At 56.2% G+C, this 12110-nt stretch carries 10 protein-coding genes and 1 pseudogene; 6 read left to right on the top strand and 5 right to left on the bottom strand.

What is annotated here, in order from left to right:
* Positions 1-120: 120 nt before the first annotated feature.
* The 5 genes and pseudogenes from VGL70_03310 (at position 121) to VGL70_03290 (ending at position 4335) form a co-directional block, all read left to right on the top strand.
* Complete coding sequence (locus VGL70_03310; GenBank protein ID HEY3302547.1) at positions 121-1644, top strand: YifB family Mg chelatase-like AAA ATPase; 1524 nt, start codon at positions 121-123, stop codon at positions 1642-1644.
* A gap of 52 nt (positions 1645-1696) precedes the next feature.
* Entirely contained in the window at positions 1697-2815 is a 1119-nt protein-coding gene (locus tag VGL70_03305) for a M28 family peptidase (GenBank protein ID HEY3302546.1), read from the top strand.
* Positions 2816-3045: 230 nt separating this feature from the next.
* Complete coding sequence (locus VGL70_03300; GenBank protein ID HEY3302545.1) at positions 3046-3351, top strand: hypothetical protein; 306 nt, start codon at positions 3046-3048, stop codon at positions 3349-3351.
* 4 nt (positions 3352-3355) lie between these two features.
* Positions 3356-3484, top strand: a pseudogene (locus VGL70_03295) (hypothetical protein).
* Positions 3485-4086: 602 nt separating this feature from the next.
* Positions 4087-4335, top strand: a complete 249-nt coding sequence (locus tag VGL70_03290) for a peroxidase (protein ID HEY3302544.1) — start codon at positions 4087-4089, stop codon at positions 4333-4335.
* Positions 4336-4446: 111 nt separating this feature from the next.
* Here VGL70_03290 and VGL70_03285 read toward each other — a convergent pair whose 3' ends face one another.
* The 5 genes from VGL70_03285 to VGL70_03265 all read right to left on the bottom strand — a co-directional run bounded on the left by VGL70_03285 (position 4447) and on the right by VGL70_03265 (position 10551).
* Positions 4447-4914, bottom strand: a complete 468-nt coding sequence (locus VGL70_03285) for a DUF2147 domain-containing protein (GenBank protein HEY3302543.1) — start codon at positions 4912-4914, stop codon at positions 4447-4449.
* Between the two features lie 13 nt (positions 4915-4927).
* Entirely contained in the window at positions 4928-6415 is a 1488-nt protein-coding gene (locus tag VGL70_03280; GenBank protein ID HEY3302542.1) for a radical SAM protein, read from the bottom strand.
* A gap of 375 nt (positions 6416-6790) precedes the next feature.
* Complete coding sequence (locus VGL70_03275; protein HEY3302541.1) at positions 6791-7909, bottom strand: extracellular solute-binding protein; 1119 nt, start codon at positions 7907-7909, stop codon at positions 6791-6793.
* Positions 7910-7920: 11 nt separating this feature from the next.
* Positions 7921-9090, bottom strand: a complete 1170-nt coding sequence (locus VGL70_03270) for a Gfo/Idh/MocA family oxidoreductase (GenBank protein HEY3302540.1) — start codon at positions 9088-9090, stop codon at positions 7921-7923.
* 219 nt (positions 9091-9309) lie between these two features.
* Positions 9310-10551, bottom strand: a complete 1242-nt coding sequence (locus VGL70_03265) for a Rieske 2Fe-2S domain-containing protein (GenBank protein HEY3302539.1) — start codon at positions 10549-10551, stop codon at positions 9310-9312.
* 447 nt (positions 10552-10998) lie between these two features.
* Between VGL70_03265 and VGL70_03260 the strand changes: the two genes are divergently transcribed.
* On the top strand, positions 10999-12110 hold a 1112-nt coding region (locus VGL70_03260; protein ID HEY3302538.1), incomplete at its 3' end, for a Rieske 2Fe-2S domain-containing protein.

The raw sequence follows: 12110 nt of genomic DNA, 5'->3' as shown, positions 1-12110 counted from the left end.
CTCCTTACCACAAGTCATCGCTCAAGTCTTTTAAGCAAGCTAAATTTTGGTTGTCATCCTAAGCGGGCTCTGTTAATAGAGCGCATTGATCCTGTGCGCCTTCAGGCCGGGAATAAGTCTATGCTCGCCAAGGTCAACAGCGCCGCGCTTTACGGGATCGACGCGCTCCGCGTCGAGGTCGAGATCGACATCGCCGCCGGGCTGCCGCAGCTCGCCACCGTCGGGCTGCCTGAGGGCGCGGTGCGCGAGAGCAAAGACCGCATCCGCGCCGCGCTGAAAAACTGCGGCTACTCGTTTCCGGCGAAAAAGATAACGATCAATCTGGCGCCGGCCGACATCAAAAAAGAGGGCTCCGCCTACGACCTGCCGATGGCGATGGGAATATTGGCGGCCGAAGGCCTGGCGCAAAAAAATCTTCTCCAGTATTATTTTTTCGTCGGCGAACTTTCGCTCGACGGCGCGGTCAAGCCGATACGAGGGGCTCTTCCCATTGCCGTCGCGGCGAAACGAGAAGGCTTCAGGGGAGTTATTCTTCCCGAAACGAACAGCCGTGAGGCGGGGGTCATTCGTGAAATTGAAGTCATCGGAGTGCGGCAGCTCTCGGAGGTCGTGGAGTTCATCAATGGAGAGCGGACAATTGCGCCGACCCGGGTGGACGTCGAAGAGCTTTTCAACCAGCATTGCCAGTACGACGCGGACTTCAGCGACGTCAAAGGCCAGCAGCACGTCAAGCGCGCGCTGGAAGTCGCCGCGGCCGGCGCGCACAACGTCATCCTGGTCGGTCCGCCCGGCTCCGGCAAGACGATGCTGGCGAAGAGACTGCCGACGATCCTGCCCGATCTCACGCTGGCGGAGGCGTTGGAGAGCACCAAGATTCACAGCGTGACCGGGCTTCTCGACGGCCGGCCGATCATCGCCACGCGCCCTTTTCGCTCGCCGCACCATACGATCTCCGACGCCGGCCTCGTCGGCGGAGGGACTATTCCCAAACCGGGCGAAGTCTCGCTCGCCCACAACGGCGTCCTTTTTCTTGACGAGCTGCCGGAATTCAAGCGCAACGTGCTCGAAGTCCTGCGCCAGCCTTTGGAGGACGGCAACATCACCGTCTCGCGCGTAGTGGGATCGATGAACTATCCGGCGGGCTTCATGCTGGTCGCGGCGATGAATCCTTGCCCCTGCGGATTTTTTACCGACCCGCAGAAAGAATGCGGCTGCACGCCGCCACAGATCCAGCGCTATCGTTCCAAAGTCTCCGGTCCGCTTCTCGACCGCATCGACATTCAAGTCGAGGTTCCCGCGCTCCGTTATCAGGAGCTGGCGAGCAAAGATGCAGGCGAGCCGTCGTCAGCGATACGCGAGCGAGTCAATCGCGCCCGCACAATTCAACTCGCGCGCTTTCAGAAAAAAGGCCTCCACGCCAACGCGCAGATGGGGACGAGGGACATCAAGCGCTACTGTGCCGTCAAGCCGGAGGCGGAAAAGCTCCTAGAAGTGGCGATCAATAAATTAGGCTTGAGCGCCCGCGCCTACAGCCGCGTGCTGAAGGTTGCCCGCACTATCGCCGACCTTTCCGGCTCCGAAGACATCCAACCGGCGCATATCTCCGAGGCGATCCAGTACCGGAGCTTGGACAGGAGACTGTAAAGAGCCTAATTCGGAAGCCATACGCGGTGCGCGGGACGTGAAAGGAGGCCGTATGAAACTGACGTTCCTGGAAGAGGTTCGTGCGCTGATGTCTGTGAGATGCACGGCACTGCTTAGCTTGGCCATTGGCTGTTCCATCTTCAGCATGGCCAGCGGCTCATATGCAGGTCAACCTCTGGCTCTCACGCCCCAGGAAGTCACCTTGCGCCAGCACCTTGAACAGCACATTAGCGAGCTGACAAAAAATATCGGAGGGAGACATATTTGCCAGCCGAAGGCCCTTGAGGACGCGGCGAAATACATTGAACGAGTCCTGGAAAAAAACGGAGGCAAGCCGGTGCCCCAGAAATATAAGATTGAAACACCAGTTGTAAAAAAAATCTGTAAAGGGTCGCCTGGTCAGAAAATTGAAACGCTCAACGTGAGAAACATCTCGACAGAGCTCCGCAGTGACCCACCTTCAAACGAGATCATCATCGTCGGCGCCCACTACGATTCAGACTATTATGAGTCGGGCGGCACCCCCGGGGCCAATGACAACGCAACCGGCACCGCGGCCGTCCTCGAAATCGCTCGTCTTCTCGGCAAGCGTACATTTCCCCGCACAGTCCGCTTCGTTCTGTTCGTCAACGAGGAGGAGCCCTTTTTCAGCGAAGATAAAGAAGTAAAGGAATTAATGGGCAGCTATTATTATGCCTCCCGCTCCAGGGGGAACGGCGAAAAAATTGTTGGCATGTTATCCCTAGAGACTATGGGCTACTATTCCGATGCCGAAGACTCGCAACCTTACCCCTCGTCTCTCTTTAAGCTTTTTTATCCGAGCAGCGGCAATTTCATCGCCTTCGTTGGCGACTGGTCCTCACGGGACTTGCTCCGCCGGAGCATCGGATCGTTCCGAAATAAGCCGAATTTTCCTTCTGAAAAGCTTGTGCTGCCTCGCTGGTTCATCAAACTGCTCGCCTCTCTGGGGGTCAAGGGGCTGGACTGGTCGGACCATCGGTCATTTTGGGAGAATGGCTATCCCGCGATCATGATCACCGACACCGCCGCGTTACGCTACGAGAAGTATTACCACACCAAAGAGGATACCATCGACAAGATCGACTTCGATCATTTGGCGAGAGTGGCCGCCAAGCTGGCAAGTGTCGTAGAAGATCTGGCTGGGAAATGAAGGTTCTCCTCGGATCCTTCATAACAAGGATTCGAACCATTTGTTTTTGCGAGTCGCGAGTGTTTTGTACGGGCTAGAGTCAGCCGCACCATCGCGGATTTGGAAGGCGCCGATCCAACCGGCGCATATCTCCGAGGCGATCCAGTATCGGAGCTTGAATCGGAGGTTATGAAGGTGAGCAAATACAAACTACTATAATAGCAGCCACGTTCCGTAGGTTGCTCCTGACTGTGACGCTCCTGATTCTACTTGTTTCAGGAATTTCAAATGCTGGCACGATCGCAGAACCGACAAACAAAGAACTTGGTATAACAGAGGAAGAAAAGATCATGCTTATCGAGGCTGCCAACACTAAAGCGATCGAAATGGGGATTAACCCTGAACGGTCAAATTTCAGGTTAAGCAAGGAAAAGAATTTATTTAAAGCCGATTTCTGGCCTAAACAAAAAAAGGGCGAGATGCCCGTAATGGGGGGCAATCTCAGTCTTTATTTTGACAGAAAAGGTCGTACAGTTCGCGTAGAAATAAGTCCTTAGATCGAGCGCCCGCGCCTACAGCCGCGTGCTGAAGGTCGCCCGCACCATCGCCGACCTCGAAGGCATCGAAGACATCCAACCGGCGCATATCTCCGAAGCGATACAGTACCGGAGCTTGGATCGGAGGTTGTGAAACACGAAGCTAACCTTGCCCATGACTGAAATTCGCTCATTGATCAGGGGGGCCAATGGAAGCAGCATTGAAGCCTGTCCATGACGGTCGTGGTCAACTCCTCACATCGCGCAACCATCGCCCTTTGTTACCAACCAGTGCAAGCTATTGACAACCCCTCGCAGCGGAGTCTACGCTTCATCATGAAAGGATGAACGACTTGTGTTGCCGCGTTTCTTGTGCGCTGAGAGGCCGCTTGTCTGAAAGGAGATCTAAAAATGACGTGGATTAAAACGTTTGAGGAGAGTGAAGCACATGGACTGCTGAGTTGGATCTATCGGGTGCTGCGCTGGACGCGGGGGCGGGTTCCTAATATTGTTAAGGTCTCAAGTCTCAACCCACGCCTTCTAGTCACGTTGGGCCCGCTGTTCCGCTCGCTTATGGAAGGGCCCTCGCCGTTGACCCGTGCCCAGCGGAAGATGGTGGCCATCGTGGCCTCTAAAGTGAATAATTGTTTCTACTGAACCGAGTCCAACGGAGAGTTTCTCCGTGAAGAACTGAACAACGCGGAATTGGCCGACGCGCTCATGAAAGATTACTGTACCGCTCCGGTCGAGCCAGGGATGAAGCATCTTCTATCGTTTGCCGAAAAGGTTGCACGCAATGCCGCCGAGGTGACACCTGACGACATCGCAAAGCTGCGTTCGGACGGCTTCTCGGACCGAGCGATTTTAGATGCTACCCACGTTGTCGGCTTTTTTAGCTATATGAATCGTGTGGTGCAGGCCCTCGGTGCCGACGGCAAGGCGCACACCGCCGTAGTAGTGGGAGAAAAAACCTTGTCGGACACTTCAGCTCCACAGCCGATCTGAGGGAACCTCGAACGCCCGGCCGGAATGACGTGTTCCAACTGCCGATTGGGCGACCAGATTCGCTGTCTGAGCTAAATAGATAAAATTCATAAGAGCGTCACTTCTCACATATCACTCTTCACGAATCCAAATCTGGGTGCGTCCCAAAAGAGAAAACCCGATAAAACCACGCACATGGAGCGTTCTCCCTCCGTCGTCAAGCTTCATCTTCACACGGTAGACCTTGCCATTTTCGGGGTCCAATATTTCTCCGCCTTGATATTCCTCGCCTTGTTTTGTCAGCCCCCACAAAATGGTCATCCCAATCACCGGCTGATTATGCCGCGTTCCTTCACATTTTTCGCACCTGGGGTTCGGACCTTCGCCAGGCTTGGGAAAGATTTTTTCCACCCTTGCTTGATACTCCTCGCCCACTTGTGTAACGCGCACCAAACCGCGTGGCTTCCCCGTATGGTCGTCGATCGTTTTCCAGAGGCCCACCGGAGAAAAATCGGCGGCATAAGCAGAGAACCATGGTAGGGTCAAGACGATCAGCGTCCAGGCCAACTTGCCGGGAGTCCAAGAAAAACCGCCTGCCATAATTAATTACAAGTCAGATATACGCCCGCTCGGCCTTACGGATCGCGCGGTAGCGCTCGAAGGCCCTTTTTTCGTCTTCGAGACCAAGCAGGGACTTGATGGTGGCGCCGCGAAAGACATGCGCCAACATCTTTGCCGCGTTGCGTAGCGTGAACCAAGGACTGTGAAATAGAACCGCCGGCAGGTGACGCAGTTTCATCCATCGCTCCGCTCGCCACCTTAGAAACTCAACCTCCTCCGCCGTCAGGTGATCGGTCCGGACCACTGCGGTGGTGCCGTCGTACTCTTCAGAGTTCTCGTTGATAATCAGCCCATGTTCATAAAAGTATTTGGTCATCGGTGTGCGAGGGTAAGGCGTGGGGTGCTGAATGTACGGCCAATCGACATAGCGTCGCGCAAAATCCAGATTGGTCTCTATTGATTGGCGCGTGTCTCCCGGATTGCCGACGATGAGCCCGCCGACGACATACATCTTGTGCCGGTGTAGGGCCTCGATGGCTTGGATCGCGGCATTGCCCAGCTTGTGTCCCTTTTCGCGCCGCGTGTTTTTGGAACTGGCACGAAGAAAGTTCAGATCTTCTTCCAGGACGTTCTCGATTCCAAGAAAGACATAGCGGAAACCCGCCTTGCGCATCAACGGTACGAGTGTCTCAAGATGGTTTGCAATGGCCGAAGTCATCGCCTGCACAATGAAGTCTAAATGGTTCAGCCGGGCGCCTATGATTGCCCGACAAAGCGCCTCGAAGCGCGAAACGTCGAGAGTAATGTTGTCATCGACGAGAAAAATCGCTCGCGCGCCGTGGTTTTGGGCGTCCCGTATGTCATCGAGTACCCTGTCGAAGGAATAAGTGTGGAATTGGCGACCACGCATCGCGATGATCGAGCAGAAACTGCAATCGAACGTACACCCTCGAGAGGTTTCGACGACATCGACCTGGCGCCCAAGCATGGTATAATCGCTCAGAACGCGGGCGCCGCGGTTGGGGAGCCTTATCTCTGGGCTCTCAAGACCACTGACCGGTCGGTCCGGATTGTGGCGGAAGCCGTTCGCTTCTCGGTATGACAAGCCTAAAATGAGCTCATAACGACGATCGGTTTCGATTGCGCGCAGCAGCTCGCGAAAAGTGATCTCTCCTTCGCCGCGCACAATGAAGTCAACGTCGCTGCAGGTATAGGCTTCAGGAGCCATGCTCGGGTCATATCCGCCGACGACGATGCGAAGCCCAGGCCTAATCGAACGCAAGAGTTCGATAATCTTTTTGGCGGTCTTCCTTTGGAAGGTCATTACCGAGAGCCCCACCAGCTCCGGCTGAATCTCGTCCATGAGATGCTCTATAGTTGCTGGGACGCGCTGCTGGACTAGTACGAGATCGGCGACAGCGACTTGATGATGCGAATCAACGTTCCCGGCGAGAGAAGTAAGAGCGCCGTTGGGCATACGGATGCCAACGGTCGGCGTATGCTCGAAAGAGTCCGGCATGGAGAGAAGCAGAACGTTCATTAAGGCCCACCCTGCTAAGGACCCTTCTGCCTAGATCTGGTATTCCTCATCTACGAGAACTTTCGTCTTAGGTCGGTAGTCAAAGTCTCTGAAAATCTCGACGCAAGTCCCGCCGATCTTCCCCTTTTTTAGACTTTATTCTATTTTGATTGGACGCATTGCAGGGCAAACAAGTTTACAGAATTACAGGATCAGGCACATGGTTGGGAGCACATATGTCCGCAACTCACCTCGTTACAGCCATACCTTCACGGCCCGTAGGTTTACGCTCTGACTTTTTTTACCATCTCGATAACAAAGGTCACTGGGGTAGATCCTCTATCCAAGTTAACCGCCCGAAGCGCCATCCCAGCTCAAAATCATTTGTTTCAAGCCTCACTGCGGGATCAATTCTTTCGCCAGCTTCATGATAGCGGCGCGCATGGGAATAAATTCTTCAGACTGGGTGTTTTTATACTTTTCGCTCGGCTTCAAGACATTTTTAGGATCGCCTGAAGTGACATCCAGCCGGCGGCTGTTTCGGCTCAAGGTGTTGGTGACCCAACTCGTTTGCCCTTCCTTCGACAGCAGCCAGTTCAGGTAAACCTTCGTCGCGTTCGGGTGCGGGCGGCGGTTGAAAACCGCGACGCTGCCAAACCCCTGTGAATAGGCTTTAACGAGTGTCTTGTCCTCCATGGGCTGAAGGTTCTTTCCCACCCCTTTCTCCAGGAAGATTTTCAGTTGGTCCTCGGCAAGCGAAATCCCGATGGGATAACGTCCGCGCACCGCCCACTCCGTCAGTTGCCGCCGGTCCAAGGTGTAGACGATCTTCTGCTCGCTGAGAAGTTTCTTAAGGAACTCGTCTCCATAGGAAAGCAAAAAAACCTGCGCGGTGTTGAGCCCCGACCCTTCCCGCCGCGGGTCGTCCCAGACGATCTTTCCGGCCCATTTCGGATCCAACAGCTCCTTAAAGAATTTGAGCTCGTTCTTGGGAACAAAGTCGCGATTGACGTAGACCAAGTCTTGCGTGGTGCCGTCGTAAGCGTAAATGAACTTTTTCTCGTTATCGACAAATCCGGCGTTGAGCCCCTCGTGCCATTTGGCGTCGTCCACCACGTCCGGCAAAATCAATTCCTGCCTGAGCGGATCGAAGGCCCCGATCGGTTTGAGCGCGGCCAGCGGCGAGCCCGATCCTCCAAGGTAGAGATCCATATTGAAGATCCCGGCGTTCCGCTCGCGCAGGATGCGAGGTATCTTCGCGCGCCCTTCGGCGCCGTCCCATTCGATCTTGATCTTGGGGTATTTCTTTTGAAACACCTCCATCAAGGCGAACCGATAGGTATCCCCCGGCGGACCGCCGATGTTGACCTGTCCTTCTTTTTCCGCTGCCGCAACTATTTTTTCCCATTCGGCCTGCCAATTTCCCTGCGCCGGCGTCTCCGGAGAAAACAGGATCAACGCAAGGACGAAAGTCAGAGCCACGACATATGATCTGCCGTTCCGACAATCCTTCATGAGCGCCTCCATCAATACGGGCTCGGCACTTGATGCGAGAGCTGAATCTCGCGCCTTTCCCGGCTGGATTGCAAGATCGCCAGACAGACCTCCAGGGTCGCCTTACCCCAGCGTCCGTCATGCGGCGCGGGCCTATCCGCGGCGACCGCGTTAAAGAACTCTTCCAACTCGACCGCGAGCGGCCCGCGCCACTCGGGGCATGGGACTTCACTCACTCCGTTGTCGTCGTAAACGAAAATCCCGTTCGGTGATTGTCTCAGATCGCCTTTCTCGCAGCTCGCCAGCGTAAGTCCAAAAAATGGCTGGCGCGAACCGCCGTCCTCATTCCTGCCCTCGATTTGAAAGGCCAGGCCTGAGCGGCTGTCGTCTTTGGTCAGCAGCCCTTCTTTAGCGGCCTTCCTGAGTTTTTGTCCCGCGCCAAGATTATCTCCATCCGCGCCGGCTCCGTGCGTCAGCTCGGCGTCGTCGAAGTATCCGTAGCCGTTGTAGACCAGAGTGGCGGCGGTCCCGTCCTCGAAATCGAGAAAGGCGGTATAATTTCCCTCGGTGTCGTTCTTTGGATCCCAACGGGCCGCGACCGCCCTTACGCTTTTCACCAAACCGCCGCCCAAGAGACGGACGATATCGACTTGATGGGGCGCCTGGCGGTAGCAAACTCCGCCTCCGAGCCGCGTGTCCAGCTCCATAGGGAGTCTCGGCCGCAAAAGCCACGGCGCGTAGCGCCAGGTATTGATCTGGATGACGCGCCCAAGCCTGCCGCTGCCGACGATCTCCCTCATTTTTCTGATCGGCGGATTGAGGCTGCGAGTGTGCGCCACCATGACTTTCACGCGATTCTCTTCCGCCGCGGCGATCACCCGGTCGCATTCGTCCAGCGTAATGGCCATCGGCTTTTCGACAATAATATGTTTGCCGTGTTCGGCCGCGATGACCGCGTGCTCGGCATGCAAGGGGTTGGGCGTTGCTACATAGACCACGTCCACGTCTTTGCTCCGGCACATGTCGGCCACGCTATCGAAGACTGCGATGCCGTGTTTAGCTCGGTACTGTTGCAACGCCCCCTTTCGAGTATCGGCGCCGGCGGCGAAAATATAGCCCGGGACCTTGGCGACGGCCTGGGCCACCGATCTGCCGGCGGTGCCCAAGCCGGCCAGCCCGAGCCTGAGAGAGACGGCGCTCATGATTGCTTGTCCGAATCTCCGGTCATGAAGACGAAAACCCGACTCGCGCAAAGACGCAAAGGGCGCCAAGGAAGAAAAGAATTAAACTTTGCGAGCTTAGCGTCTTGGCGAAATAAATGCTCCGAACTTTGTGTGCGCTGTGCTGTTCGTGGTGAGAAAATTTTAACCACGAAGGCTTCGGCCGTGAGCTCAGCCGAACGGACACGAAGGTCTCGAAGGTCACTTTCTCAACCGCGCCTCATCCTCATTGAGAACGGGGCTATACTTGGTCGCTCCGCCCTGGCGGCTGGATGTTCCTGCGCGCCCGGCGAGCTTCGCCTCTTCGAGCCTGAGCTTGATGCGCACATTTTTTTCCGGGTCGCGCATCACGTTCATGGGATCTTCTCCCCGTTGGGCCTTTTCCATTTCTTCCTTCAGCAGCTTACGGTAGAGAATGACTCCCTTGTCCGAATCTCCCAGCTTCTCGAGCGAGCGGTCGGCGACCGGCCCCTGGGTATACCACATCGCCATGTCCTGGCCGCTGTTGTTGTCCAGGAGCGACCACTGAGGATCGCCGTCCTCGTCGCGTCCCGGGACCGGGACCTTGTAGAAGGGAATTTTTTCTTGCGGCGCGACTTCCACGCCGGGCCGCTCGACGTAGCAAGAGTACCACCAGTGCACGGTGTGGGTGTCGTCTATCGGCACCCGGATCTGGAAAGTGGGCCGGCGCACGCTGCCGCTCAGCAGAATGTTGGGAAAAATGATCGGATGGCCGACCTGCCAGTCCTCGTTCGCCTCCGTTTCTCCTTCCAAAACCCTCCGCTTGACGATCCCATGCTCGAAGGTATCGAATCCGATCTTCTCGTGGTGCTGCGGGATTTTCTGCTCGCCTTCCCGCCCCAAGCGCTCCAGAACATAATTATTGAAATGCTGGTGCAGCCACTCGACGTGCACGGGGTCGAGCCCGTTCTCCATGATCTGGAGCCAGTTGCAAGGGACTACGGCCACGCCGATGTCGCGGAGCGCGTCGTCCCGCACCAATAGATCCCAGCGCGGCAGCAGCGGCGCCGGCTCGGGACCCAGATAAGCAAAGATCAACCCGCCCAACTCCTCCACCGGATAACCGGTAATCTTCACCCGCTCCTTGAACGCGCTCCCGGCGGGCTCCGCCGGCATCTCCGTGCACTTCCCAGTCTTGTCGTATTTCCACCCATGATACGCGCACCGGAGCCCATCCTCTTCCGGTATGCCATAGAGCAGCGCGGCCCGGCGGTGGGCGCAGGTATCGCCGACGAGCCCCGGCCGGCCCTTTCGATCGCAGTAAAGCACCAGGGACTCGCCGAGGATTTTTATCGACTTGACCGGCCGCTCGACCAGCTCCGAGCAAGCGGCGACGGGATGCCAGTAGCGGCGCATGAGCTTTCCCATCGGCGTGCCGGGACCGATCTTGGTCAGCGTCTCGTTCTGTTCGGCAGAGAGCATCTAGATCTCCTCACTTTCACCACGAAGCGCGTCGAAGGACACGAAGGCCGGGCAATCGCCAAAAAAACCCGACGGGATTTAAGTGTCATCTACTCTTCCCTCGTGCTCTTCCTTCCCTTCGTGGTGGAGTCGGCGTTGAGGATCGTATAAACAACTCTATACGCCGTCAAGGACTTCTTCAACGAGCGTTGAAAGAACGCAACAACCCTCGGCTCGCGACTCGGTACAGGCGACTTCCCTTTCGTCATTCCCGTGAAAACGGGAATCCAGTCTTTTCGCTTTGGCCCTTCCATCGCCTCCCCTGGATGCCCGCGGCCGCGGGCATGACAGACTTTCTCTTGCTGACGATGAGAGGTTTTGATCGTCCCCGAAGGAAACACAAATAACCGGATGTTGACCGGAAAATTCTCTTTGGATATGTTTCCTTCCGAGAGAGGAGCTCGTCCTATGCTCACAAAAGAAGAGAATGAAGTGCTAACCCGCGTCGGGCCGGGGACTCCGGCGGGGGAGTTATTCCGCCGCTACTGGCATCCGGTCGCCGTCGCCCGCGAGTTGACCGAAGAAAATCCCGTCAAGTTCGTCAGGATATTGGGCGAGAATCTGGTGCTGTTTCGCGACGGGAAAGGAAGAGTGGGTCTTCTTGCCGACCGTTGTTCCCATAGAGGCGTCTCCCTCGCGTGCGGCAGAGTCGAGGAGAGGGGGATAGCCTGCGCCTATCATGGCTGGCTTTACGACGTTGAGGGCAATTGTTTGGAGTGTCCCGCGGAGCCTGCGGGGAGTCAATTCCATCTTACGGTCAAGCACAAAGCCTACCCGGTCAAGAGATTCCTCGGATTCTATTGGGCCTACATGGGTCCTTTGCCCGCCCCGCTGATCCCGAAATTCGATATCTGGTCCAGGAAGGACGGCAAGCGAGGGATCTCGGTCTACCCGATCGTAGACTGCAACTGGCTTCAGTCGATGGAGAATTCCGTAGATCCAGCTCACCTGCAGATCTTGCATCTGGACACAACGCGGAGCTACAAGGCCGAGAACACGACGCGCGGATTTATCGACGAGGTCGCGGATTTCGAGTTCGTCGAGATTCCCTTCGGCATCATGAAACGGCGAATCTTCAAGAGCGGTTTTGTCGATGAACATCCGTTGATCTTTCCAAACAATCTTCGGCAATCCAATTCGACGCAGTTTCGCGTCCCGATCGACGACACCCACACCTGGCACGTTCACATTCTCTTCGAGCCGACGGAAGACGGGAGTTTTGTGGAACAGGCGGAAGAGGACGTGCCGGTGGAATATCTCGAGGCCTTCAAGGATCCTCCCAACGCCCTTTACCCGTACGCGAGATACACCCTGCACAAGCCGTTGGCTCAAGACCACATGGCCTGGGAAACCGCAGGGCCGATAGCCGACAGGGAGCATGAGCGCCTGGCGACCTCGGACCGCGGCATTGTTTTTTTTCGTCAGATCCTCCGGCGGGAGATCGAAAAGGTGCAGCAAGGGCTCGACCCCATCGGAGTCTATAGAGAAGACCATCCGATGATCGATACCAAGCTTGCCGA

It is taken from the genome of Candidatus Binatia bacterium, assembly GCA_036504975.1.
Classification (GTDB): domain Bacteria; phylum Desulfobacterota; class Binatia; order UBA9968; family UBA9968; genus JAJPJQ01.
This window is presented reverse-complemented; position numbering and strand designations above follow the sequence as displayed.